The following is a 26076-nucleotide window of genomic DNA, read 5'->3' as shown; positions in this document are numbered from 1 at the left end:
GACATGACTGACAAGTACACACAGCTGGTGAGCCATGGATTGGGGAAGGACGTAGCCAAAAGGCTCGGTCTGCCTCAGCCGGTGGTGCTTCGCCGCTACCAACCCGGCGCGCCGCTGGTTACCGGCCCGGTCCTGGTCAGTGGCGACAGCGCCGGAGCAGATGATCTGGCTACCACTTTGCTTGGATGGGGCTTGGACGTCCGGCGGAACGCGTTGCCCAAAGAGAAACTGGGGGCAATCGTGCTGGTCCTTGACGCCGTCCAGCACCCGGAGGACCTTGGCAAACCCGTCCTTACGGCAGGCGCCTCCTTGCGGGACCTGGCGCCCAACGGACGTGTAGTCACCATCTCCCGGACTTCGCAGTCAGCCGGGAACCCGGCATCTGCTGCTGCACGGCAGGGCATTGACGGCTTGTTACGCTCCCTCGCCAAGGAACTGCGGGCGGGCGCTACAGCCAACGGCATTCTCCTAGACGAGCACCTGGATGAACATCTGGCAACCACCAGTCCTTCGGCGCTGGGTGCGCTGCGGTTCTTCCTCTCCGGCCGATCCGCTTATGTGGACGGACAGTTCCTCACCGTCCGTTCAACGTCAGGCAGCTTGCCCAACGACGCCGATAAGCCCTTGGCCGGGAAAGTTGCAGTTGTTACCGGCGCGGCCCGTGGGATCGGTGCAGCGATCGCCAGGACCCTGCACCGCGACGGAGCAAAGATTGTGGCTGTGGACATCCCGGCTGCCGGTGACCACTTGGCAGCTGTAGCCAATGAAGTCCGGGGGACGGCGTTGCAGCTTGATATCAGCCGGGATGACGCCGGACACCGCATCATTGAACACGCGGTGGAACGCCACGGCCGGCTCGACATCGTGGTTCACAACGCAGGAATCACCCGCGACCGGCTCCTTGCCAACATGGATGAGGCCCGCTGGCGGTCAGTCATCTCCGTCAACATTGCCGCTCAACTGAGAATCAACGAAGCCCTTCTGGCCTCGGAGCATTTCAAGAACTCGCCGCGCATCGTCTCAGTTGCTTCCACCAGCGGAATCGCCGGAAACAGGGGGCAAACCAACTACGGCGCATCCAAGGGTGGTGTCATAGGCATGGTGAGGTCCACGGCAGCCTTGCTGGAACCTTTTGGCGGGACCATCAACGCTGTTGCCCCGGGCTTCATCGAGACCGAGATGACTGCCAGGATGCCGTTCGCGATCCGTGAGGCTGCGCGCAGGCTAAACTCTCTCAAGCAGGGCGGCCAGCCCCAGGATGTGGCCGAGGCCATCGCGTTCCTGGCCAGCGACGCCTCCGGTGGCATCTCCGGAGAAGTGCTGCGCGTCTGCGGGCAACAACTGGTGGGAGCATGAACCATCCCCAGCCCGTCGTCCTGGACGAACTGCCCTCGCTCTCCAAGCTGTACGTCAATGCAGCCGCAACGGCAGCCCGTCGTCGGGTCCTCGGAGCATCCACGGGCAAGAAGCGGCTTCCTGCTGTCAGTCACGAGGTCAAGGGAGTACGGGCCGACGTCGGGAATCTTACGGCCTACCAGCATCTGGTAGGGGAGACGGCCAGCGATACCTTGCCTGCCGGCTACGTGCATGCCTTGGCGTTCCCCGTGTCCATGAGCGTCATGAACCGTGATGACTTTCCGCTGCCGCTTCTGGGCATGATCCATCTGAGAAACAAGATTGAACAGCTGGCGCCCATTCAGTTCGCCCAAGATCTGGACATCCGATCCTGGGCGGAGAACCTCGCCGGGCACAAAGCCGGAACGCAGTTGGATGTGGTCTCAGAAGTCCGGGCCGGTTCCATCGATGAAGTGCTGTGGCGCGGGACCTCAACTTACTTGGCCAAGGGAGTCTTCCTGCCAGGGATAGACAAACCGGGCAGTCCCAATGGCGCCACCGGGCCCAGCGAATTCGTCCCTCCGAATCCCACCGCGGTATGGCAACTGAACTTGGACACAGGCAGGAATTACGCCGCAGTTTCCGGCGACTTCAATCCGATTCACTTGAGTGTCCTCTCGGCCAAGGCCCTTGGCTTGCGGGGCTCCATTGCCCACGGCATGTACTTGGCCTCCCGGGCACTGGCGGACGTAGGAGCCGTCAAGGCGGACTCGTTTGCCTGGGATGTCACTTTTGAAGCACCGGTCTTTCTTCCGGCACGCGTTGCGTTGGACATCACCACTTTGCAGACGGAGTCCGGAAATTGGAAACGCTCGGACTATGTTGCGTGGAACCCCCGTAGCGGCAGGCGGCACTTCACCGGGAGCGTTACTGCCCTGGCCTGAAGCACGACACCAACCCAAACGTAAGATGGCGGCGGCCACCACCAGGTGGACGCCGCCATTTTTCGTTAAGGACAACCGAAGAAACAGTTGTGATGAAGCTCGCAAGAAACAGCTGCCCATGTGAACAGCAAGAAAAGCCAGGCAAACAAAACAAGGCCCGAAATCCATGGATTCCAGGCCTTGCGATGGTGCGCGGAGGGGGACTTGAACCCCCACCCCCTTTCGAGGACTAGCACCTCAAGCTAGCGCGTCTGCCATTCCGCCACCCGCGCAGGTGGTGTTCAGATAGTCCGTTTTGCGCCTTTCGGCGCTTCACTTTCCTCCGAAGCAGCGAGAAAAACTCTAACACGGTTTCAGGTCGCTGAAAAATCGGCACCGCTCCGGGCAGATCCAGCACCAGCCCGGCCGGCGCTACGACACACAATTCTGACGTCTGCAACCGCTGGTGGGTAGGCTGAGGGAACAAGGGACGTCAGACGCCGCGCATACCGCAGCCCTCGTCACCCGGACCTGCAGCCCAGCCACGCAAGGAGAGTTTCCATGTCTGTCATCCGCCCTGAAGACGAAGTTGTCCGGATCTGCCAGGAGCTCATCCGGATCGACTCCTCCAACTTTGGCGACGACACCGGACCGGGAGAGCGTGCAGCAGCAGAGTACACCGCCGGGTTGATCACCGAAGTGGGCCTTGAAGCCGAGATTTTTGAGTCCGCGCCGGGGCGAGCGAACGTGGTGACGCGCATGGCCGGCGAGGATCCCTCGGCCGACGCCCTGGTGGTTCACGGACACTTGGACGTGGTTCCTGCCCTCAAGGACCAATGGAGCGTAGATCCCTTCAGCGGCGAGCTGAAGGACGGCCTGGTCTGGGGCCGCGGTGCCGTAGACATGAAGGACATGGACGCCATGATCCTTTCCGTTATGCGCAACTTCGCCAGGACGGGACGCAAACCCAAACGCGACATCATCTTCGCTTTCTTCGCCGATGAAGAGGCCGGCGGCACTTACGGTGCCAGGTACGCCGTCGAACACCGACGTGAACTCTTCGACGGCGCAACCGAAGCGATCTCGGAAGTGGGTGGCTTCTCCGCCACTATCGGAGGACAGCGGACCTACCTTCTGCAAACGGCGGAAAAGGGGTTGTCGTGGTTGCGTTTGCTCGCCCATGGGCGGGCAGGCCACGGCTCCCAGATCAATACTGACAATGCCGTAACCCGCTTGGCCGCGGCCGTCACCAGGATCGGAGAATACAAGTGGCCCGTGGAGCTCACTCCCACTACCCGGCAGTTCCTGGACGGCGTCACGGAACTGACCGGCGTCGAGTTTGATGCCGACAACCCGGACATCCTTCTGAAGGAGCTTGGCACAGTGGCGCGGTTTGTTGGTGCCACCCTTCAGAACACCTCCAACCCCACGTTCCTGCGCTCCGGCTACAAGCACAACGTGATTCCGGAGTCGGCCGAGGCGTTCGTTGACTGCCGCACGCTTCCGGGCCAGCAAGAGCTGGTGTTCGAGACCATCAAAGAACTCGCCGGAGACGGCATCGAGATCAACTACGTCAACAAGGACGTTTCCCTGGAAGTACCGTTTGCCGGGAACCTGGTGGATTCCATGATCGATGCCCTTCACTCCGAGGACCCGGGCGCGAAAGTCCTCCCGTACACGCTCTCAGGTGGCACGGACAATAAGTCGCTGAGCAAGATCGGGATCACCGGTTACGGTTTCGCCCCCCTGATGCTGCCCGATGATCTGGACTTCACGGGAATGTTCCACGGCGTTGACGAGCGCGTGCCGGCAGAATCCCTTCAGTTTGGAGCCCGGGTCCTGAACACGTTGCTGAGCAATTACTAGAAGGAGCCCTCCGTCATGACTCCCGAAGAAATCCTTCCCGACGAACTGCTTGAACGGCTTCGCGGGCGCGCCGCCGGCTACGACCACAACAACCAGTTCTTCCACGAAGACCTTGAAGAGCTGGCCGCAGCCGGTTACCTGAAACTGTTTGTGCCGGAGGCCGACGGCGGTTTCGGGCTGGGACTCGAAGCGGTGGCTTCCTTGCAGCAGCGTCTCGCCACGGCCGCACCGGCCACAGCGTTGGCCGTCAATATGCATTTGGTCTGGACCGGCGTCGCGCAAGTCATGGCCGCCCGCGGTGACGCATCGCTGGAGTTCGTCTTAAAGGAGGCGGGGCAGGGCGAGATCTTTGCTTTCGGCATTTCCGAAGCGGGCAACGATTCCATGCTGTTCGATTCCGGGACTGTTGCCGAGCCGTTGCCTGACGGGAGCTACCGTTTCACCGGGCGGAAGATCTTCACCAGCCTCTCCCGGGGTTGGACCCGCCTGGGAACCTTCGGCAAGGATTCCGAGGCGCGGGAAGGTGCAGGGGAGCTGGTCTTTGGCTTCCTCCGGCGTGATGAACAGGGACATGAAACGCTAAGCGACTGGGACACGCTGGGCATGCGGGCCAGTGCCTCCAACACCACTCTCCTCCACGGGGCCGTGATTCCGGCGGAGCGGATCTTCCGCAAATTGCCCGTGGGACCTGGAAAAGACCTTCTCTTCTTCGCGATCTTCGCATGCTTCGAGACGTTGCTCGCCGCCGTGTACACCGGCGTTGCCGAGCGTGCCTTCACCCTGGGGGTGGCGAATGTGAAGCGCAGGGTTTCAGCGAAACACGGTGGCCGTAGCTATGCCCAGGACCCGGATATCCGCTGGAAGGTGGCCGACGCTGCCCTGGCCATGGATGGGATCGCGCCGCAAATCTCATCCCTGGCCAGGGACGTGGACAACCTGGTGGACCACGGAGCCCAATGGTTCCCCAAACTTGTAGGACTGAAGTCGCGGGCCACTGAAAACGCACGCTACGTAGTGGACTTGGCGATCCGTGTCACAGGAGGATCCAGCTACTTCCGCGGGTCCGAGATGGAGCGGTTGTACAGGGATGTCCTGGCGGGAATCTTCCATCCTTCCAACGACGAGTCCGCCCATAACACCGTGGCGAATGCATGGTTGGGCCAGCTGGAGGACTAGCCGCACCAACCCGGCCGGGTGGCGCCTCCGAGTTACACGGTTCGTTGAACTGAATAGACTTTGCGGCGAAGCCAGAAGCGTCGCCCGCCTCCCAGGTAGAGCACGCTGCGCTCGAGTTCCCACTTGCCGTACTCGGAGTGTTCGGCGAGTCGTCGCCGGGCTTCCGGCAGCGAGTCGTCAGGTCCTACCGTCAGAACGAGGTATTCGTACTGACGTGCGTAGTCTCGTTGGCGCTCAACGGAGCTGCCCGGAAATTGTTCTCTCATCCCTCTCCATTTTCGTCTTTTTCCGGCTAACGTGAAGTCATGAGCATCGATCCGCGTGTCGCGCTTCAATCATTGACTGCCGCCCTGGAAGAACATCTGGCTGCCGCATCGGCCCGGCGGGGTGAAGGCGACCCCAACGTGGAGGCGGCTTTTTTCGCCGTCGCTGATGCCTTCGAGGTTTATGAAGATGCCCTCTACGAGGCCTACTCCGAGGTTACTCCGCTGCAGGTCTTTGATGACGAGGATGATGAAGACGACGACGTCCTGGACGAAGATCTGGAGATTGTGGAGGACTGACTACCCGGATGAACCGGCCACCTCGAGGTGGCCGGTTTTTTTGTGTCATTTGCGGGATCCAAGGTGCCGTTTCCGGCAGTGATTTCTGCCGTTTTAGCCTTCAAGGACTGCAACAAAGCACGTAGTGCCGTGGTTGCCTGCTAGGTACTCGCACGTAGGTGTCATGGGTAATCCTGCGCAAACTTGAGTACCGACTACTGGTGCGCCACCACAGCGCCGCCGCTTCACTGATTAGTAGGCAATGGCAGGTCTGCAAAGAAGGCTGACATGGTGAAAGTTCCAGTGTTGCGTACGGGCAAGGTAGCTGCACCCCAGGGCGCGGACCACGCTTCAGTGCGTTCAGTCTTTCCCGCAAAAACTGCCATCGTCGACGTCAATCCGCCGGCGTCTCCCTGGATTGACAGGACCGTTGCTGCACAACTGTCCGAAAAGGCGGGACTGGCGGCACCAAAGTCCGAGGTCACCCTGGACTTCGTGCCGCCAGTCACCCGCGAAGCTCCACGGAGCACGTCCACCCGCCGAGGCCGCACCGATTGGGCGCAGTCACTCACCAACAGTCTTCGCCTGACGGACACGGCCTTGGTCGCTGCTTCTGTATTCGCCGGCTTCGCCCTGAACACCCGCGGGTTGTCATTATCTGCCGAAAGCCCCGAGTACACCCGCCACCTGGCGATGGGACTGATACTAGGACTCCTGTGGTTGGGGTCTTTGGAGGTCTACCGCACCCGTGATCCCAAAGTCCTTGGCGTTGGTCCGGAGGAGTACAAGCGCGTCCTCTCAGCCAGTTTCAGGGTCTTTGGATTCCTGGGGATTGTGGCCGTGGTTTTCCGGCTTGACGCGGTCAGTTCGTTCGTTCTGGTCTCCTTGCCGCTTGGCTTAGTGTCGCTCACCGGCAGCAGATGGAGTTTCCGCCGATGGTTGAGCCACGAAAAGTCCCGTGGCCGCTGCCTTTCCCGCGCCATTGTTGTAGGCGAACCCCAAGATGTCAGGTACGTCATCAAACAGATCAACCGGAAGTCCGGTGCTGCCTACGACATCCTCGGAGCATGCCTCCCGGGCGCCCGGCGTGGCGCGGTCCTGAAGGTGGACCACCTGCGCGTCCCCGTCCTGTCATCGATCTACGGCATTTCAGATACTGTCCGTCAAACAGGGGCCAATGCAGTTATTGTGGCTGGCCCCGTGCCGGGCGGAAATCAGTTCATCCAGGAGCTCGGATGGCGGCTCGAGGAGAATGCGGCCGAACTTGTCCTCGCCGCAGCCCTGACCAACGTTGCCGGCCCGCGCATCCACTGGCGGCCGGTGGAGGGCCTTCCTTTGATGCACGTGGACATTCCCCACTATTCCGGGGGTAAGCACACGCTGAAGCGGTTGATGGACATCACGGTCTCGGCCTCGGCATTGCTGCTCCTGTCACCGATCTTGCTGCTCCTCGCCGGCATAGTTCACCGGGACAGCCCCGGACCCGTTCTTTTCCGCCAGGAACGGGTTGGCAGGAGGGGCACCACGTTCCGCATGCTGAAGTTCCGTTCCATGGTTGTGGATGCAGAATCCCGACTGGAGGAGCTCAACACCCAGGATGAGGGAGCGGGCGTCCTGTTCAAGATCCGCGGGGATCCACGGGTCACACGGTGCGGACGATGGATGCGTAAATACTCGCTGGATGAATTGCCCCAGTTCTGGAATGTCCTGGTGGGCAACATGAGCCTGGTGGGGCCGCGGCCGCCACTGGCCAGGGAAGTCAGCGGATACGAACGTCATACGCACCGCCGGCTGCTCATCAAACCCGGCATCACCGGCCTGTGGCAGATCAACGGGCGGTCCGACCTGCCATGGGATGAGGCCGTGCGACTGGACCTCTACTACGTGGAGAACTGGTCCATAGCGGGAGATCTCATGATCATGTGGCGAACTTTCAGGGCAATGATCCAACCGAACGGAGCCTACTAGCCAAGGGCTACTGGCCAGGAGTCGAACAACACCAAACGAATCGGACTGTCAACACAGAAGCAGAGTGGGAAATGACCATACGAACCATTCCATCAGGACAACTGAACGGCCACGGACCAGTGCCCAGGCTTCGCATCGCTGTGGTGGGAGCCGGATATTGGGGCCCCAACCTCGCCAGGAACCTCAAAGCCAGCCCGGACTGGGACCTGGTAGCCATCTGCGACCTCGACGTCGAGCGAGGTATGAAGCTCGCAGAGAGCGTAGGCGGGGTGGCCGTGGTCGAATCCCTGGATGAGCTGTTGGATGGCTACAACCTCGATGCGGTAGCTGTAGCGACGCCGGCACATACCCACCATGGGGTGGTGATGACGGCCCTGCGCGCAGGCAAACATGTCTTGGTGGAGAAACCGCTGGCTGATAGCCGCGCCAAGGGCTTGGAGATGGTGGAAGAAGCGAAGGCCAGGGGTCTGGTCCTCATGGCAGACCATACGTACTGCTTCACGCCGGCGGTCCTCAAGATCCAGGAATTGGTGGCCAGCGGCGCGCTGGGTGAGATCCTGTATGTGGACTCCGTCCGCATCAACCTTGGCCTGGTCCAACCGGATGTCAACGTTTTCTGGGACCTGGCCCCGCACGATCTGTCCATTTTGGACTTCGTCCTGCCCGGGGGCCTGCACCCTACGGAAATTTCGGCCCACGGCGCAGATCCCCTGGGAACCGGCAGGGACTGCGTGGGACACCTCACCTTCGGTCTGCCCAACGATGCCATGGTCCACATTCACGTGAATTGGCTCAGCCCCACCAAAATCCGCCAAATGATCATCGGCGGGTCAAAGAGGACCTTGGTGTGGGACGACCTCAATCCCCAGCAGCGCCTGAGCGTGTACGACCGTGGTGTCAGCCTGGAACATCAGCCCAGGTCTGCCGCGGACAAGCGTACTTCAGCCATTTCTTACCGGCTGGGGGACACCTGGTCCCCGGCCCTGCAGGAACGGGAGCCGCTTGGCCAAGTAGTGAGCGAACTTGCTTCCTCCATCCGCAACCGGACAACGCCACGCACAAGCGGCGAATCCGGGCTCCGCGTATTGTCCGTCCTCGAAGCCGTCACGCGAAGCTTGGGTACCGACGGACAATCAACCATAGTGGCCGGGAATGAAGTCTCCCTTCAGGTTGCACGGTGAAAAAGCTTTCAGGGGCACGCATCCTGGTTACCGGCGGTGCCGGCACCATAGGCTCAACGCTGGTTGACCAGCTGATCGACGCCGGTGCGGCGCACATAGACGTCCTGGACAACCTCGTCAGGGGCCGACGCGCGAACCTTGACGACGCACTTTCCACTGACAGGGTGCTGCTGGTTGAAGGCGATTTGCGCGACCGCGACCTCGTCCACGACCTCACCCGCGGCAAGGATCTGCTCTTCCATCAGGCGGCCATCCGCATTACCCAATGCGCGGAAGAGCCACGGCTGGCCCTTGAAGTGCTGGTGGATGGGACCTTCAACGTCTACGAGGCTGCCGCGGCGCACAAGGTTGACAAGCTCATCTCAGCATCAAGCGCCTCCGTTTACGGAATGGCTGAAGAATTTCCCACCAAGGAAAGCCACCACCATCACAACAACGACACCTTCTACGGCGCGGCTAAGTCCTTTAACGAAGGCATGGCCAGGAGCTTCCGCGCCATGTCAGGCCTGGACTATGTGCTGCTGAGGTACTTCAACGTTTACGGTCCCCGCATGGACGTCCACGGCCTGTACACCGAAGTCCTGGTCCGTTGGATGGAGCGAATAGTCGATGGCAAGCCTCCGCTGATTTTCGGCAGCGGACAGCAAACCATGGACTTCATCCACACCGCGGACGTCGCAAGGGCCAATGTGCTGGCTGCAGTCAGCAATGTCCGCGAAGGCGTCTATAACGTGGCCAGCGGAACCGAAACCAGCCTCGCTGAACTGGCACAAACCCTGCTCAAGGTCATGGACTCACCACTTCATCTGGAACACGGTCCCGAGCGCGCCGTCAACGGTGTTGCCAGACGCCTTGCCGACGTCACGGCAGCCAGGAAAGACCTGGGCTTCGAGGCCGCCGTAGATCTGGAAGAAGGGTTGCGTACACTCGTCTCCTGGTGGCGTCCGCTGCGGGAAGAAATTGCCGCAACCCGCTCGGTAGGCCGCCCGTCTGTACCGGCAGTTGGTGCGCGATGACCATCTCCGAAACCCAAGTGGGCCGCATCGATGTCATGAAGCCCTGGCTCGGTGAAGAAGAGGCACAAGCGCTCGCTGAGGTCATCGCCTCCGGATGGGTAGCCCAGGGGCCCAAGGTACGCGAATTCGAGGACGCCTTCGCGGCAGGTCAAAATGCAGCGTTCGCCGTTGCAACCTCGAGCTGTACCTCGGCACTGCATTTGGCCCTCATTGTTGCCGGCGTCGAAACCGGCGACGACGTCGTGGTGCCCTCCTTCTCGTTTATCGCTACCGCAAATGCCGCTACTTACGTGGGCGCGCGGCCCGTTTTCGCCGACGTCGATCTTCATACAGGCTGCGTCACGGCGGCAACCATCAAGGCCGCCGTGACTCCCGCTACGCGGGCGGTCATCGCCGTTGACCAAGGTGGTGTCCCTGTTGATTTGGAACCCATCCGGGCCCTTTGTGATCCCCTCGGGATCATGGTGGTGGAGGATGCGGCGTGCGCAATCGGCTCCCGGTACCGCGGACTACCGGTGGGTGCCAACGCGGAGGTGGCAGCTTGGTCCTTCCACCCGCGCAAGATCCTCACCACAGGAGAGGGCGGCATGCTCACCACTTCGCGGCAGGACTTCGGTGACAGGGCACGGCGACTCCGCGAACACGCCATGAGCGTTTCTGCCGCTGACCGGCATGCCAGCCTGCTCGCCCCCTCGGAGGAGTACCTCGAAATCGGGTTCAACTACCGCATGACCGATCTTCAGGCCGCCGTCGGAATCGTCCAACTCGGGCGCCTCGAAGCCGCTGTCCGGCGTCGGCGCGAACTCGCTGCTGCCTACGCGAGTGCCTTTGCCGGGGTAGAGGGACTCCGGCTGGTGGGCGATCCCGGGTATGGCACGAGCAACTTCCAATCGTGCTGGCTGGAAGTGGGTCCGGCATTCCCCCTGGGACGTGAAGCTCTCATGGCACATTTGGCCTCGGACGGCATTTCTGCCCGACGCGGAATCATGGCCGCGCACCGGCAGCCTGCCTACGCCGGTGCAGACTCAGGTAACGCTGAGCTGGGCGTCACGGAATGGTTGTCTGACCACACACTCATCCTCCCGCTCTACCACGAACTGGCGCTGCACGACCAAATCCGCGTCATCGACTCCGTGCTCCGCGCGGCGGGAAAGCCATGAGTGAACTACTCCTCATTGCTGCAAGCGGCCTCGCCCGGGAGGTGCTTGCCATGGTCCGCAGCAGCGGGCCGTTCGACGTCGTAGGGATCCTTGACGACGACGAAGACAAGCTCGGCCGTGTAGTGGACGGGGCCCACGTGCTGGGTCCTGTGCGTGAGGCCATGAACTACCCCCATGCGTTGCTGCTAATCTGCATTGGATCAGGGAGCGGCCGGGAAAGCGTCGTGATGAGGCTCCGTGCCCTGGGGCTGGACGAAAACCGCTACGCCACAGCGATCGATCCGTCCGTGCACGTTCCCGAGGGATGTGTGATCGGCCGGGGAAGCATCATCCTCGCCCATGTGAGCATCACTGCGTCCGTGACCATAGGCGAGCACGTTGTGGCCATGCCAGGGGTCACCTTCACCCACGATGACCTGATCGGCGACTACGCCACGTTTGCCTCCGGGGTGTCCCTCGGAGGCAATGTCCACGTAGGCAGGGCCGCATACCTTGGAATGAATGCCAGTGTCCGCGAGCGCCTGAGCATTGGTGCGAAAGCAACCATAGGCATGGGGGCCGCGGTCCTTGCCGATGTTCCTGATGATGAAACCTGGGCCGGCGTGCCGGCAAAGGTGATCCGCCGGGGAAACACGCCGGAGTTGGAGGGTGTCCAGTGACACTTCGGAACCCGGTCGCTTCACGGCGTACGCCGACGCCCAACAGAGCCTTTGTGATCAGCGTGGTCAATGCGTTCATCACCAGGATCGGGACAATCGGCATTGGAATAGCGCTCGCACGTTTGCTTGGACCCGAGGAATTCGGAACGTACGCCGTTGCGTTTGTTGCCCTGGTTGCGGTCTTGAGCTTCAACGAGCTGGGCGTCAGCCTGGCGATCGTTCGTTGGCCGGGTGATCCGAAATCAGTGGCTGCCACCGTGACTACTATTTCAGTGACGTGCAGCCTCCTGCTGTTTGGCGCCTCCTATGTGGCTGCGCCCTACTTCACTTCCGCCATGGGCAACGAAGCAGCAACCGATGTGGTCAGGGTCCTGGCTTTCTGCATTGTGCTCAATGGACTGGTGGCTACCCCTGCGGCCCTTTTGCAACGCAATTTCCGGCAAGGCCAGCGCATGGTTATTGACCAGGTGAATGTATGGGTGGGGGCTGGCGTCTCCTTGCTAATGGTGATCGCGGGAATGGGCGCCATGAGCTTGGCCATTGGCCGCGTATTGGCCAGTTTGGTGGCTGGTGTTCTGTTCCTCATCTACTCACCTCTGCCTTACCGTTTCGGATTCTCACCGCAGTCCGCCAGGCAGCTCCTGGTGTTCGGCCTTCCCCTGGCCGGCGCAAGTGCGGTGGTCTTTGCGGTGGGCTACGTTGACCAGCTCATTGCGGGACGGCTGTTTGGTCCGGTAGTTCTGGGGTTCTATGTAATGGCCTTCAATATGGCGGGGTGGCCCTCAAGCCTGCTGTCCCAACCCCTGCGTAGCGTGGCGCCGGCAACGTTTGCCCGGCTGCAGGACCGGCCCGAGGACATGAGGGAAGCTTTGCTGGCCATGATCGGCGCGTTGTCGGTGGTGGTATTGCCGGTATCGGCGGTCATGATCGGATGCGCCATGCCTCTTGTCAGGGTGGTCTATGGGGAAGCTTGGGCCCCGGCGGGAACGGCCCTGATGTGGTTGGCCCCGCTGACAGTGTTCCGTATCCTCCATGAACTGCTCTACGACTATTTGGTGGTTCTGGGATCATCGCTGTCCATATTGAATGTGCAGGTAATTGCACTGTTCGCCCTGGTTCCGGCCTTGCTGGGCGGTGGTGCGCTCGCAGGGATGCCTGGACTTGCTGCAGCGCCGGTGCTGGTAGCCTTGCTGGTCACCTCGCCTCTCTACCTCAGGGCATTGCGACGGGCGAACGTATCGCTGGTGGCTGTGGGGAAGCGGCTTTGGTTTCCATTTGCGTTGGCTGCCCTGACGACGGCGGGCTGTTTTGCGCTGACGGATGCCATCGATTTTCCGCTCGGAGCCGTCCTCGCGTCTACGGGCGTTGGCATTATTGCGATGGCATTGCTGATGGTTGTTCGACGTCAAGACCTGCGGGACGTCAGGCGCTGGGGCCGTGGACGGGACGTGTCACCGTCATGAGGATCCTTGTTTATCCGCACGACCTCCGTATGGGCGGCAGCCAGCTCAATGCGATCGAGCTGGGTGCCGCGACCCAAAGCCTGGGTCATGAGGTGGTGTTGTTTGGGCAGCCGGGTCCGTTGGCGGACGTGGCCGTTTCCCGGGGCATGGAGTTCGTTCCCGCACCGATTCCGGGTAAGCGACCCTCGCCCGCTGTGATCAGTGCCTTGGTACGTACGGTCCGCGAGCGCAGGGTGGACATTCTCCACGGGTATGAGTGGCCGCCGGCGCTGGAGTGCCTTGCCGCTTCGAAACTGGTCCCTGGCTCTACGGCCGTGGCCACTGTCATGTCAATGGCTGTGGCTCCCTTCATCCCCAAGTCCATGCCCCTCATGGTGGGGACCGGGCAAATCCATCAGTGGGAGGTTTCACGCGGCAGGGGGACTGTGCACGTGATGGAACCGCCGGTGGATACGGAAGCCAACCAGGTTTCCACGACGCCGGGCCTGGACGCGTTCACACGGGCCGTCGGCCTGACCGACCGTGTCCTGAACGTTGTGTGCGTTACCCGTCTGGCGTACGAGCTGAAGCTGGAGGGGATCATGAGCGCCATGGACACAGTGGGATTGATGTCGGCTGAGCGGCCCGTGCGGCTGATCATTGCGGGAACGGGCCCGGCCAGGGACGAGGTGGGTGCCCGGGCTGCGCTTGTCAACGCGGCGACTGGACGGGAGACGGTAACGCTGACAGGTGAATTGTCTGATCCCCGACCCGCCTACGCTGCTGCAGATGTGGTGCTGGGCATGGGAGGTTCAGCGCTTCGTGGGCTCTCCTTCGGAAAGCCGCTTGTGGTGCAGGGTGAGCGTGGTTTCTGGGAGCTGCTGACGCCCCGTTCCCTGCCTACGTTTCTGTGGCAAGGATGGTACGGATCCGGTCCGGGTACAGCAGGCCAGGGACATGAAGCGTTGGGCGTTATCCTGCGAGGGCTCATGGATGATGAGCAATTGCGTAACACCTTGGGCGTTTACGGCCGAAAAGTCGTCGAGGAGAGGTTCTCCCTTGAATCCGCCGCCCCACGTCAGCTTCGCCTTTATCAGGATTTTGCCGCTTCCCGCCCTGCTCCGGCCTCGATTCTGGGCTCGGAACTGGCCGCAGCGGCAAGGTATGCCGGTTATGTCGGAAAACGACGTTACCAACGCATTCTGAAAAGGCTGCCGATGGACGATTTCAATTCCCGTCCTGTAGCGATGGCGGCCACGGCGTCCACCAGATCCTCGGAGGTGCGGGCATGAGCGGCACCATCATGTACATCTCTGGTGGGCAATGGGATGGAGTTCCCGGAACGGATAGATTTCTGGCGGAGGCGTTGAGTAACCGGGCGAACGTCATCTGGGTGGATCAGCCAATCTCCGTAGCCAGGAACGCAGAGGTTCGTCGTCACGCCCTTGGCAGCCTTCGGGGAGTAACTGAGAGGGTAACCAACTCGGTTGAGAGGTTGCGTCTGCCTGCCTTACCTGGCTTCAGCCGGCCACTAATACGGCGTTCAACCGAGGTCATCGCCAGCTCGTCCATTCAGTCAACAGCCACAAGGGTGACCGACCGCATTGCCGCGGTTATCAACGCTTCCCCCTTGGTTCAGTTCCCGCGCGGGTTATCGGCACCCCGGCTTCTGCATGTGACCGATGACTGGCTTGCCTCCTCGGAGCTCATGGGTTTGTCCGCTGCTCATGTTGAACGGGTCCTGCGCGCCAACATCGCTGCCGCAGACCTCGTCACGGCAGTGTCGCCCGGACTGGCACAAAAGATTTCTGCCTTCTCGGGCAGGACAGTGGAATTCCTTCCAAATGGTTGCAGGGCGCCCGCTTTGGCCGAAGCCGTAGGCGCCCGCCAACCCGTGGCTGTGTTGGTCGGTCAACTCAATGAACGCCTGGACTTTGACACACTCAGCGAACTGGGGCGGTCCGGGATTCCAGTCATGGTGTTGGGCCCCAGAACCGAACGTGCACCGTCCGCCAGGAAACGGCTCGACGAATTCCTGTCCTGGCCCACTGTTCAATGGCTCGGCGAGGTGTCACGTCTCGAGCTCGCAAAAGTGCTGGGCACAGCCACTGTAGGTCTAACCCCTTACACAACGTCCGAATTCAACCGGTCAAGCTTTCCACTCAAAACGCTCGAATATCTCGCTTTCGGGTTGCCCGTTGTTGCCACTGACCTGCCGGCTACGCGGTGGATCGGCTCGGAATTCGTGAACATAGCAACTTCGTCACGTGACTTTGTGGAGCTCGTTCGATCGAACCTGGCGACCCACCTGACCGGTCACCAGCGGCGGCTCGTCCAAACCACGGTGCAGGAGCACACGTGGGATGTCAGGGCAGAAAGACTGCTTTCCCTTCTAGCTCAGCAGCCAACCACGGAGCCGGTGTCCTATCAGGCTCCCCGTCACATTGGGAGCACATAATGCAGTTGCGTACCGTTCTCGCGAGCGTAGCCCGGCGGTGGTATGTGGTGGTTGCCGGCATTCTTGTTACCGGACTGCTGTGCCTGGCCGTCCAAACCACCGCCCCGGAAAAATACAAGTCGCAGGCCAGCCTCGTCCTCATGCCATCGAGTCAGAGCATCGGCGATGCGGGAAACCCATATCTCTATCTGGGCGGAATGAGCGAAGCTCTTGACATCCTGATCCGAAAAATCACATCACAGCCTGTCAGGGAACGGCTCCTGGCCAACTATGGTTCGGCAACCTACGTGGCAGAACCAGACCGCGGCACCAGCGGCGCGATCCTGGTCATTACGGCCACTGCGGACAACCCCGAGGAGACCACGGCACTCCTGAAGGCCGTGATGGATGAAACTCCCCGCTCGCTCAATGACATGCAGGAAGCCCTCAACGTTGCAGTGCCTGCAAGGATCACCACAATGAGCCTTCTGGTGGACCGGGAAGCCGTCCCTGAAGTAAAGGCCCGCACACAGCTGGTTCTCATCTCCGCGGCCGGCGGGATAACACTGACGCTGGTCCTGTCCGTCCTGCTGGATGGCTTGTTGATGACCAGGGCCCGCCGCAAGGAAGCCTCAAGGACCGATGTACGCCCGGAAGAGGACAGTGCTCCTCCAGGTCGACGCGCCATGCCGTTGTCGTCGGGTTCAAGCTAGTCATGACTGCCTCAACCATCCTCGGTATCCTGCTGCGCCGTTGGTATATGGTGGCTCTCGGACTGGCCCTGAGCATGGCTGCCCTTGGTGCGATCCGCTCTTCAGAACCTGTCTTTTGGACTGAAGCTGACGTTACTTTCCTCGCCCCTGAACGCGAACCGGCTTATTGGATCTCCGGTGGCAGCGCCATGACGTTAACTGAATTCGCTGACATTGTCCGGCGTCGCGTCAATCAGGAAGCACCATCGATAGATCTCGCCCTGACCCGTGGAACCCTCTACGGGGCCGGTGTTCAAAAAGGGTTCTCCGTGACTCTTCCCGCCAACGGCGGGCAATGGAACAAAACGTTCAGCCAACCGGTGCTAAAGGTCCAAGTAGTGGACACCAGCGCCGAACGAGTGAACCAGGTCCTTGCAGGAGTACTCGACCACATCAATGACGCCACGATTCGCCTACAAAACGAAGCATCCGTCAAGGCGGACCTCATTTCCACACAGACAACTCCGTCACAAGCGGAAGTCATCTTCGGGGGAGGAACGCCGGTGACCCGCATCAAAGGGGCCGTGGTGTGGGCAGGCCTGTCCTTGGCCCTCACATCATTCCTTACCCTCTACGCTGATCGCATTTTGGCACGCCGGAGGCAAAACCTTACCGCCACTCTTCAAGGAGGGTCGTAATGCATCCAAGCAATGAAAAGACGAACTTACCGCCCGGCGTCAGCTACTTGGACACCTCGGAACGGAAGGACGTTTCATGGTTTGTCATCATCTACTTATTCGCAACGTGCCTGTTTCCCTCCAATCTGACCCTCACCGCGCTGGGATCCGTTGGCCGCCCCACCACACTGTGCGGACTTCTGGCATTTGCCTGGTGGCTCCTCTATCAGTTGCAACGGACAACACCAACGCGCGCAGGGGTCCAAGCAGTCCGAATCGCCATGGCGATTTTCCTGGCCGTGGCCTTAACAAGCTATTCGTTGGCGATGCTCCACGGCGTGCCTGATTCAGAAGCCAGCCCCGCAGACAGCGGGCTCATCAGATTGGCCAGCTGGGCCGGAATTTTTCTGCTTATTAATGACGGACTCTCCAGCCGCCAAACGCTGATCAAAGTGCTCCGGTGGCTCGTCATTGCCGGGACGGCAACGGCAGCACTGGGCTTGATGCAGTTCGTCACGGGCTCATCGCTCGTGGAGTGGATCCGCATCCCGGGGTTCAGCGCAGCTTCCGAGCTGACAGGAGTCCAATCCAGAGGAGGATTCGTGCGTGCGGCAGGCATGGCCAGCCACCCCTTGGAGTATGGAGTGGTGCTTGCCGCATCCCTCCCTATCGCCATTGCGCTAGCCATGACAGACCGCACCAAAGGCAGGCTCCTGCGTTGGCTTCCTGTGGCCGCCATCTCTGCAGCTGCCGTCCTGTCCGTCTCAAGGTCGGCGTTGATGGCCTTCGGCGTCGCAGTCCTTGCCCTCATTCCGTCCTGGCCGAAAAAAGTCCGGCTAAGGGCCATGCTGCTCGGGGTCGTTCTCGCCGCGGGAATGTACATGCTCACTCCCGGGATGCTAGGCACACTTCGAGGTCTTTTCACCGTTGGAACCGCGGACCCGAGCATCAACTCCAGGACAAGCGCCTACACCACAGCTTTTGGCATGCTGGCGAACAACCCCATCGCAGGACGCGGATTCGGAACATTCCTACCGGACTACGTGATCGTGGACAACCAATTCCTCGGCATTCTGGTGGAACTGGGCTTCGTAGGACTGACGGCCTTCGTAGCCCTGATTCTGTGCGCCATCATTTGTGCCTTGCGTGCCCGCAGGCTGGCCACGGATGATCAAATGCGCCAAGTCAGTCAGGCCGTCCTCGCCTCAATCACCGCGATTGCCGTGACTTTCGCCTTCTTCGACGGCTTGTCCTTCCCCATGGCGGCCAGCCTCTTCTTCTTCATGCTCGGAATCGCCGGAGCGCTGTGGCGCCTGGCACGACAAACCCATCAAACGCAACCAACGCGTCAAAGCGGCGCTGAAGCGACGTAGCAACTTTGGAAAGCCGGCCAGGAAAGCGGACACCATGAAGCGGACAACAACAGCGATACTCGGTGTCATGGCCCTGTGCCTTATCGCAGCAACTGCAGTCGCCATTGGCCTCCCCATGCCTGGCCCGCTCTCCGATACAGAACAAGGAACCCCATCACCTCACAGCACACCGACGCACCTACCCGGCATGGAAGTCCGCGAAATCGATGGTGGCCTCGGCTTCTACTCGCGGTTCACCAACGGCCTACCCATCGAACCGGAATTCTTCCCGGTTGGCGTGTGGTTCGAAAGCGCTTTGGAAAAGGACTATGTGGCAAAGGACCGTGCCGCCGGACTTAACACTTACGTCGTTCTAACCACAGACTCCGATCTCAACCTCGTGCGGGCCTCAGGTATGCACGCCATTCCCACGTACCCGGCAGCCCAAGCATCCGGTTACGCCCTGGGTGACGAAGTGGACATGTGGGCCGGCGCCGGGGACTCTCCTTGGACCGGCAAGTACCCGGGTGAAGGCCCTATCTGCGTCCCGGAACAATCCAAATGCGGCTACACGGTCCAGAAGAAGCTGCGCACGTCCGCACCGGCAGGAATCATGACCTATGCGAACTACGGCAAAGGGGTAACCTTTTGGCTCTCGGACGAACAGTCGCGGGCATTCATCAACGGAACCCAGGACCTCGTATCAGCAGATAACTACTGGTTCACTGACCCCAACATCTGCGCCCAAACAGAGGGCGGAGCAATCACCGGCAATACCAAGGACCTGACAGCGTCCGAATGCCGGCTCGCGGCCAACTACGGATGGACCGTTGAGCGCATCCGAAAGCTCACCGAGGCAAAAGCACCCGTCTGGGGATTCGTCGAAGTTGGACACCCTTTTGAAGACTCACCGCAGGCGGGAACCATCACCGGACAGCAAATACGTGCAGCAGTCTGGAGCAGCCTCATCCACGGAGCCCGCGGAATCGTCTACTTCAACCACAGCTTCGGCGGTGACTGCGTCACCCAGCACGTGTTGCGGGATTGCCCAGGAGAAACCCTGCCGGCAGTCACTGCAGTCAATACGCAAATCAAAAACCTCGCCCCCGTCCTCAACGCCCCCTTCCTTGACGGCGCCACCACAGTCACCGGACCAGTGGACCTGGCCACCAAACTCCACGACGGCCGCGTCTACGTTTTCGCAGGAGCGAACAAGAGCACCGGCGGAACGGCCACCTTCACTGTGAAATGCGGCGGCAGCACCGCCGTCGTTATTGATGAAAACCGGACCATCCCCATAGTGGAGGGAACCTTCACCGACGCCTTTGCTGACGGCAACGCAGTGCACCTCTACAGCATCGAGGGCGGCGGGAGCTGCGGCTACTGACTAACGGCTGCTATCGTCCCGCTCCCAGCGGGGCAGCGCCTTACGGCTGAACAGCGGACGACGGCGGCCCGCACCGGCGAAAGCCACATAGACAGCGGCATCAAAGACACTTAGCGGCCCCCTCACCGAGGCAAGCAACTGCCGCACGGTCCGCCCGGTCGATGCCCCGCCGGATACCCTATCCTGCTCAGCATTCCCCCTATAGGTACGCCGAAGAACAGACAACAGCGCCGCACACGTCCGAGGCGTCCGAACCACCACGGGCTCAGTGGGCAACACCGCTTTCTCATGGGCGGAAAACAGCCGATCCACATAGTAGTCATCACCGGTGAGTGCAGGGAAAGCCCCCAACCGCTGGTGCCCGGAAAAGCTCAACGCATAAGCACCCGCACCCCACAGCCCCTCGGAAGTCCCCGGAATACGGGAACGGGCGCGATAGTACGCCCTCACCCAAGCAGAAGCACCCTGGGTGTCATACCGAAAAGCAGGACGCGCAGCCAACAAGGACCCGCCTTCCAAAGCAGCAAACACCGAATGAAGCGCAGGGGCACTGACCTCAATATCAGCATCCAGGTAAAGGCGCGGCCAGCGGTGCGTTGCTCGGTCCGCAGCGTTCAACGCCGCAGTCTTGGACGCCTCCGGAACATTGAGCACCTGAACACCCCTGTACCGGGACGCAATGGCCTCCGTGCCATCCATGCACCCATTACACGCCACCACCACATCAACTGTGCCCCACCCGATAACCTCGCCCAAGGCCTCAAGTGTCCTGCTGATAACCCCGGCCTCATTATGTGCAGGGATGATCACCGCACCGGAAGGATGGGCCCCGGTCATGGCATGCCCGCCCTCGAGCCCTGCGTCGCGTGGGGGAGTGCCTCCCAACGCCGCTGACTCAACACAGCCAACGCCGCATCCCTATGCCCCGGCTTGTTCAAACGCGCAACCTCAGCAGCCAGGACAGCACCACGGAAAGCCAGCGCCCGCCCACGCCCAAGATACTTCGCCGCATACCGGACCCGGTTCACCGACATCAGGGCAGCCAACTGCGGCGAAGACCCCGAACCCCCACGCTCATGCCACATCCGTGCGGAAGGCTCAAACCAGATGCCAAAACCCGCGTCCCTCACCCGATGGCAATAATCCGTCTCCTCCGAATACAAAAAGAACTGCTCATCCCAAGCACCCACGGCACCCGCAGCCGCAGCACTGATCAGGAGGGCCGCACCCGTAGCCCAATCAACCCGGTGCCCATGCAAATAACTCTCCGGGTCAAAATCCATCTCAGACAACCAACCCGGCCTGCCCTTCACATGGCTACCCAAAGCCGCATCACCCAGCGCTCGCAGAACGCCCGGTTCACGGCGCAACGACGGGTAAATGCTGCCGTCATCGTCCAGCAGGACCGGTACCACCGCGCCGGCGCCCTGCTCCTTCATGCGTCTGAGCATGGCAGTCACCGCGCCCGGCTCCACGCGAAGGTCCGGGTTCAAAATCAGGTAGCTCCCGGCTTCCCCTGCCACGGTCATCGCGGCATTGATTCCACCGGCGTAACCAAGGTTTCCCCCCGTTCGCACCGTTGTGACATCAGGGTGATGGGCGAGTTCCAGCACCGTTCGCTCATCGGCGGAATTGTCCGCCACCACCACTTTGATGGACACCTCGGCTGCTTCCTTGCGCAGGCTTGCCATCAGCGGTCCGACGTCGTCAGCGTTGTTATAGGTGACAACCACGACGGCGACGTCGGCCGCTTCGGTGACAGGCACGAACGATCCCGGAGCCCGGCTGGGCACGGGTTCCGGGACAGGATTGCCAGTGGTGGAAAACCGGGTTCTTCTCTCAAGGATGCAACTGCTCGAAGTCCTCAGCTTCACATACGCCTCCGGCCCCTCTACCAGATAGCGGCGTGCCAATCTGCGGGGTTCCAGCATGAGGCGCCACGCCCATTCAAGGCCGTGCGAGCTGGCCCATAGGGGAGCACGCCGAACATTTCCTGCCAGGAAGTCCACCACGGCACCGAATGCCAACAGGACCTTGGCACCGGTCAGGTGCCCGTACTCTGCTATCCAGAGTTCCTGCCGGGGTTTTCCCAAACCCACTACCAGGACGTCGGGGGCGGCCGCCCGAATCTCCTCGGCAAGCTTGCGGGAGGCGGCGGCGTCCCCCAGCGTGGACCTTGCCGGAGCCCACCAGCCCACAACCGCCAGCTCAGGCCGCTCTGTTGCAAATTTCCCTGCGATCAGTTTCTGGGTCTCCTCGGATCCTCCCAGGAATCCGAGGTGCAGCCCCCGTGCAGCAACGCCGGCGAGGAGGGGTTGAATGAGGTCGCTGCCGGCCAACCGCGGCCAGGTCTTCGAGGTGATTCGTTGTGCCTCGGTGGCCAAAGGCGCTCCGTCGATCAGGGTCAACCATTCAACGGGCCCCGGCGGGTCCAGCGTGCCTATCCAGCGGCTTCCGGTTCCAAAGTGCCGGATGTGGTCCAAATTTGCGGAACAAACACCCAGAGGTGGCCCATCAGGGGCGGCGGCACGATCAAGAATCTCCCGAAGGGCGCCCTCAGCGTCCATGAGCTTTACCGGGGCACCTCCCAAACTCACCCAGGGGGTTTCCGATGCCGGGACGCCGGAACCGGCAGTTTTTTGTTGACGCTGATCGGGGAGTCTTCCGACGGCGACACCGCGTCGCGGGTAGAGGTGGGGGACTGCCCTGTGGAGGAGCTCTCCAGTGGGCATGATTTTCGGTAGCAGCATTCTCGGCTCCAACTCAAGGCATCACCATGTGGCCGACGATCCGAGGCTGCTGCACTGCCTGGATCGTCGGTGGCGGACCTGTGCCGCCGTGTCAACATGTTCATTTGAGTTGTCTCCCGGCCTCCTGCAAGAGAGGCTGCCGTACGGCTACTTTAGGACGTTTCTCCTCACTCCGCTAGAGTTCCAGGCCCTTGAGGTACTCAGCCAGTCGCAGGGGCGCCGGGGGTGGATCAAATCCGGTCGCGCGGATTCCTGACAGATCCAGCACGCTGCTGCGCGGCCTTGGAGCAGTGTTGGGTTTGGCGTAATCCGCTGCACTGATGGGCGCCACGAGAGCCGGATCCGCACCCAACAGACGGTAGACATCGCGCGCTATTTCATGCCATGTCTGTGGTTCTCCGTCATTGCTGAGGTTGTACGTCCCATAGGCGGCTTTGCTGTGGAGCAGGTGACGAATGCCCGAGGCGATGTCAGAAGCGAAGCTCAGCCGCCCCCATTGATCATCCACCACCGTTGGCGAGGCGCCCCGGGTGGCCAACGAGGCCATGGTTCGAACAAAGTTCTTCCCTTCGCCCACCACCCAACTGGTCCTGATGATGTAGTGCCTTGGCACGGTGGCTGCCGCGAGATCTCCGGCCGCCTTGCTCTGTCCATAAACGCCCAGGGGAGCGGGAACCTCGTCCTCCATGTGAACCTCGGCTGTGCCGTCGAACACGTAGTCGCTTGAGATGTGGACAAGCGTCAATGAATGCTCGACGGCGGCACGCGCCAGACGCGAAACAGCAGCAGCGTTGATGGCCCAGGCAGCTGAACGTCCTTCCGCGGTTTCAGCAGCATCCACCCCGGTGAAAGCAGCGGCATTGATGATGGTGGAGTAATTGCGCCAGGTAACTGCCTGGTAGGAGGGCTCAGCTGTGATGTCGAACTGCGCGCGGCCGGCGAATTCCACTGTGGAGTCATCCGCGAAAGCAACTCGAAGGGCGGATCCCAGCTGGCCGTCCGCGCCAAGGACCAAGGTGCGCCTCCGGCTCATAGGGGCAACGTCACCGAGTCGCGGATGCTTCCTGTCCTGATCAGAGACGACGGAACTCTCCAAAGGGATCGGCCATGGTACGGCTACCCGCTCATCGGCAACGTTGAGGAACGTATAGTCCCTTTGCGACTCCGCGCTCCAATGGTCATTGACCAGGTAGGTGTAGGCGGTGTCATCCTCCAGGGTCTGAAAGGCGTTGCCCACACCGCGCGGGACGAAGATGGCCTGGCCAGGGGTCAGTTCTGCGGTAAACAGTGTTCCGAACGCCGGCCCCTCGCGCAGGTCAACCCAAGCGCCGAAGATCCGTCCCGATGCCAGTGAAATGAACTTGTCCCAGGGCTCTGCATGGATGCCACGGACGGTTCCACGGGCGGCGTTGAAGGAAATATTGTTCTGTACCGGGCCGAAGTCCGGCAGTCCGGCGGCAAGCATTTTGGCGCGATGCCAGTTCTCCTTGAACCAGCCTCTGCCGTCCCCGTGAACAGGAAGCTCAAAGAGCAGCAGTCCGGGGATGGGCGTGATTCTCGAACGTAGCTGCTGTCCCTGTTCCACGCTTTAGTGTCCTTGGCCTGCGTAGTTGGACTCGGTTGCTGCTTTCTGCGGTCGCCACCAGGATTCGTTATCCCTGTACCACTGGACCGTGTCAGCCAGTCCGGCGTCGAAGTCAGGGTACCCTGGCGCCCACCCAAGCTCGCCTCGCAGCTTGCTTGAATCGATGGCGTACCGGAGGTCATGGCCCGGCCTGTCCGTCACCAGCTCATAAGCGTCCCGGGGCTGGCCCGCCAAGGCAAGGAGCATCTCCACAACCTCCCGGTTGGACCGTTCCCCGTCTGCGCCAATCAGGTAAGTTTCGCCCACACGGCCACCCTCCAGGATGGCCAACACTGCGGAGGAATGGTCTTCTACATGGATCCAGTCGCGAACGTTGCCTCCGTTGCCGTAAAGGCGCGGCCGGTTCCCGTCCAGGATGTTGGTAATCTGCCGCGGAATAAATTTCTCCACGTGCTGGTAGGGGCCGTAATTGTTGGAACAATTGCTGATGGTTGCCTTCAGGCCGAAGGAGCGCACCCACGCGCGGACCAGCATATCCGAACCCGCTTTTGTTGCCGAATAGGGACTTGTTGGCCGGTAGACGGAATTCTCAGTAAACCGCCGGGGGTCATCCAGGGCAAGGTCGCCATAGACCTCATCGGTGGAAATGTGATGAAAGCGTGTGCTGTGCTTTCGCGCAGCTTCGATCAGGGTGAACGTCCCCGCAAGATTTGTATCCAGGAAGGGGCGGGGGTCCTGCAGCGAATTGTCGTTGTGGGACTCTGCTGCGAAATGCACCACGGCGTGAACCGATTCCGTCAGCGCGTCAACCAGCGGGGCATCGCAGATGTCGCCCTTGACGAAGGTGAAGCGCTCAGGGGGCAGACCGGAAAGGGATTCGATGTTGCCGGCATAAGTCAGTTTGTCCAACACCGTGACATGGAGCGCGGTGTGCTCCATGATGTAGTGGACAAAGTTGCATCCGATGAATCCGGCCCCGCCGGTGACAAGGATTCTCTGCATGGCCCTAGAGTAACCGCCCGCGGCATTTCGGGGCATAGGTGAGGACGGCAGGTTTGCGAGGAATTGTTCTTGCAGGTGGAACGGGTTCAAGGCTTCACCCCATCACGCTCGGAATCAGTAAGCAGCTGGTTCCGGTGTTCGATAAGCCCATGATCTATTACCCGCTGTGCACCCTGATGCTGGCGGGAATTCGCGACATCCTGGTCATTACTACACCCGGTGATGCCGCGCAGTTCCAGCGGCTCCTCGGAGATGGCTCACAGTTCGGCATCAATTTGAGCTATGCCGAGCAGCCCACCCCCGACGGCCTTGCCCAGGCTTTCATCCTGGGGGAGGACCACATCGGAACAGGCAACGTGGCCTTGATCCTGGGTGACAACATCTTCAACGGACCAGGCATGGGCAACCAGCTTCGGCACTACGCTGACGTCGACGGCGGTGCGATCTTCGGTTACTGGGTCAAGGACCCCTCCGCCTATGGTGTGGTGGAGTTCGACGAGCAGGGCATGGCCATCTCCATCGAAGAAAAACCCGCAGTCCCCAAAAGCAACTATGCCGTTCCGGGGCTCTACTTTTATGACAACAACGTAGTTGCCATGGCAAAGGACCTGAAGCCCTCTGCCCGGGGGGAACTGGAGATCACCGATATCAACCGGACATACATGGAGCTTGGCCGCTTGCATGTGCAGAAGTTTCCGCGGGGTACTGCCTGGCTGGACACCGGGACCTTCAGCGACCTCAATGATGCGTCAAACTATGTCCGTACCACCGAGAACCGGCAGGGTTTGAAAATCGGTGCTCCCGAGGAGGTGGCGTGGCGCATGGGCTACCTGAGCGATGACGAACTCCGCCAGCAGGCCGCCAAACTCGCCAAGAGTGGCTACGGCAGCTACTTGTTGGACATCCTGGACCGGCAATAGCGGGAA

23 protein-coding genes and 1 tRNA gene are annotated in these 26076 nt (G+C 61.1%); 18 read left to right on the top strand and 6 right to left on the bottom strand.

Features of this window, described 5'->3' with window-relative positions; translation table 11 throughout:
* Positions 1-3 precede the first annotated feature (3 nt).
* Positions 4-1356, top strand: coding sequence for a 3-oxoacyl-ACP reductase (locus BACI9J_RS09850; protein ID WP_159734214.1), 1353 nt, complete (start codon positions 4-6; stop codon positions 1354-1356).
* A complete protein-coding gene (locus BACI9J_RS09845; protein WP_159734213.1) occupies positions 1353-2279 on the top strand; it encodes a MaoC family dehydratase in 927 nt (308 codons plus the stop codon). The genes BACI9J_RS09850 and BACI9J_RS09845 overlap by 4 nt, the downstream gene beginning before the upstream one ends.
* Positions 2280-2465: 186 nt before the next feature.
* Here the strand turns inward: BACI9J_RS09845 and BACI9J_RS09840 are convergent.
* Positions 2466-2551 (bottom strand) — tRNA-Leu (locus tag BACI9J_RS09840).
* A gap of 268 nt (positions 2552-2819) precedes the next feature.
* Between BACI9J_RS09840 and BACI9J_RS09835 the strand changes: the two genes are divergently transcribed.
* Positions 2820-4124: a M20/M25/M40 family metallo-hydrolase gene (locus tag BACI9J_RS09835; RefSeq protein ID WP_159734212.1), complete on the top strand. Its 1305-nt coding sequence runs from the start codon at positions 2820-2822 to the stop codon at positions 4122-4124.
* A 15-nt stretch (positions 4125-4139) separates the two neighbouring features.
* A complete protein-coding gene (locus tag BACI9J_RS09830) occupies positions 4140-5300 on the top strand; it encodes an acyl-CoA dehydrogenase family protein (protein ID WP_159734211.1) in 1161 nt (386 codons plus the stop codon).
* 32 nt (positions 5301-5332) lie between these two features.
* Here BACI9J_RS09830 and BACI9J_RS09825 read toward each other — a convergent pair whose 3' ends face one another.
* Positions 5333-5566, bottom strand: coding sequence for a DUF5703 family protein (locus BACI9J_RS09825; RefSeq protein WP_017200923.1), 234 nt, complete (start codon positions 5564-5566; stop codon positions 5333-5335).
* 39 nt (positions 5567-5605) lie between these two features.
* On the opposite strand from BACI9J_RS09825, the gene BACI9J_RS09820 reads away from it, so the two are divergent.
* The 13 genes from BACI9J_RS09820 (at position 5606) to BACI9J_RS09760 (ending at position 19813) form a co-directional block, all read left to right on the top strand.
* Positions 5606-5863 (top strand): hypothetical protein, encoded by a 258-nt coding sequence (locus tag BACI9J_RS09820; RefSeq protein WP_159734210.1) that lies wholly within the window; start codon positions 5606-5608, stop codon positions 5861-5863.
* 267 nt (positions 5864-6130) lie between these two features.
* Positions 6131-7810, top strand: coding sequence for a sugar transferase (locus tag BACI9J_RS09815; RefSeq protein ID WP_159734209.1), 1680 nt, complete (start codon positions 6131-6133; stop codon positions 7808-7810).
* Positions 7811-7881: 71 nt separating this feature from the next.
* Positions 7882-8991, top strand: coding sequence for a Gfo/Idh/MocA family protein (locus BACI9J_RS09810; protein ID WP_159734208.1), 1110 nt, complete (start codon positions 7882-7884; stop codon positions 8989-8991).
* Complete coding sequence (locus BACI9J_RS09805; protein ID WP_159734207.1) at positions 8988-10007, top strand: NAD-dependent epimerase/dehydratase family protein; 1020 nt, start codon at positions 8988-8990, stop codon at positions 10005-10007. Before BACI9J_RS09810 ends, BACI9J_RS09805 begins: the two co-directional genes overlap by 4 nt.
* A complete protein-coding gene (locus BACI9J_RS09800; protein ID WP_159734206.1) occupies positions 10004-11167 on the top strand; it encodes a DegT/DnrJ/EryC1/StrS family aminotransferase in 1164 nt (387 codons plus the stop codon). The genes BACI9J_RS09805 and BACI9J_RS09800 overlap by 4 nt, the downstream gene beginning before the upstream one ends.
* On the top strand, positions 11164-11826 hold the full coding sequence (locus BACI9J_RS09795; protein ID WP_159734205.1) for an acetyltransferase: 663 nt from the start codon (positions 11164-11166) through the stop codon (positions 11824-11826). The genes BACI9J_RS09800 and BACI9J_RS09795 overlap by 4 nt, the downstream gene beginning before the upstream one ends.
* A complete protein-coding gene (locus BACI9J_RS09790; protein ID WP_159734204.1) occupies positions 11823-13289 on the top strand; it encodes an oligosaccharide flippase family protein in 1467 nt (488 codons plus the stop codon). Before BACI9J_RS09795 ends, BACI9J_RS09790 begins: the two co-directional genes overlap by 4 nt.
* Entirely contained in the window at positions 13286-14560 is a 1275-nt protein-coding gene (locus BACI9J_RS09785) for a glycosyltransferase family 4 protein (protein ID WP_159734203.1), read from the top strand. Before BACI9J_RS09790 ends, BACI9J_RS09785 begins: the two co-directional genes overlap by 4 nt.
* The gene (locus tag BACI9J_RS09780) at positions 14557-15726 is read left to right on the top strand and encodes a glycosyltransferase (RefSeq protein WP_159734202.1); all 1170 of its coding nucleotides are present in this window, start codon (positions 14557-14559) and stop codon (positions 15724-15726) included. The genes BACI9J_RS09785 and BACI9J_RS09780 overlap by 4 nt, the downstream gene beginning before the upstream one ends.
* Entirely contained in the window at positions 15726-16418 is a 693-nt protein-coding gene (locus tag BACI9J_RS09775; protein ID WP_159734201.1) for a hypothetical protein, read from the top strand. Before BACI9J_RS09780 ends, BACI9J_RS09775 begins: the two co-directional genes overlap by 1 nt.
* Before the next feature lie 2 nt (positions 16419-16420).
* A complete protein-coding gene (locus BACI9J_RS09770) occupies positions 16421-17095 on the top strand; it encodes a hypothetical protein (protein WP_159734200.1) in 675 nt (224 codons plus the stop codon).
* On the top strand, positions 17095-18447 hold the full coding sequence (locus tag BACI9J_RS09765) for an O-antigen ligase family protein (RefSeq protein ID WP_159734199.1): 1353 nt from the start codon (positions 17095-17097) through the stop codon (positions 18445-18447). Before BACI9J_RS09770 ends, BACI9J_RS09765 begins: the two co-directional genes overlap by 1 nt.
* Positions 18448-18481: 34 nt before the next feature.
* Positions 18482-19813: a hypothetical protein gene (locus tag BACI9J_RS09760; protein ID WP_159734198.1), complete on the top strand. Its 1332-nt coding sequence runs from the start codon at positions 18482-18484 to the stop codon at positions 19811-19813.
* Here BACI9J_RS09760 and BACI9J_RS09755 read toward each other — a convergent pair whose 3' ends face one another.
* The 4 genes from BACI9J_RS09755 to rfbB all read right to left on the bottom strand — a co-directional run bounded on the left by BACI9J_RS09755 (position 19814) and on the right by rfbB (position 25150).
* Entirely contained in the window at positions 19814-20650 is an 837-nt protein-coding gene (locus tag BACI9J_RS09755) for a glycosyltransferase (protein ID WP_159734197.1), read from the bottom strand.
* A complete protein-coding gene (locus BACI9J_RS09750; RefSeq protein WP_159734196.1) occupies positions 20647-22563 on the bottom strand; it encodes a WecB/TagA/CpsF family glycosyltransferase in 1917 nt (638 codons plus the stop codon). The genes BACI9J_RS09755 and BACI9J_RS09750 overlap by 4 nt, the downstream gene beginning before the upstream one ends.
* A gap of 175 nt (positions 22564-22738) precedes the next feature.
* Positions 22739-24148, bottom strand: a complete 1410-nt coding sequence (locus tag BACI9J_RS09745; RefSeq protein WP_159734195.1) for a sugar nucleotide-binding protein — start codon at positions 24146-24148, stop codon at positions 22739-22741.
* Positions 24149-24151: 3 nt separating this feature from the next.
* The gene (gene rfbB, locus BACI9J_RS09740) at positions 24152-25150 is read right to left on the bottom strand and encodes a dTDP-glucose 4,6-dehydratase (protein ID WP_159734194.1); all 999 of its coding nucleotides are present in this window, start codon (positions 25148-25150) and stop codon (positions 24152-24154) included.
* Between the two features lie 53 nt (positions 25151-25203).
* Here rfbB and rfbA point away from each other — a divergent pair, with 53 nt between their 5' ends.
* Positions 25204-26070, top strand: a complete 867-nt coding sequence (rfbA, locus tag BACI9J_RS09735; RefSeq protein WP_159734193.1) for a glucose-1-phosphate thymidylyltransferase RfbA — start codon at positions 25204-25206, stop codon at positions 26068-26070.
* The last annotated feature ends 6 nt before the right edge of the window (positions 26071-26076 follow it).

Source organism: Arthrobacter sp. 9V, assembly GCF_902506065.1.
Taxonomy (GTDB): Bacteria; Actinomycetota; Actinomycetes; order Actinomycetales; family Micrococcaceae; genus Arthrobacter.
Note: the sequence above shows the minus strand (reverse complement) of the source record. Positions and strands in the feature narration are given on the sequence as shown.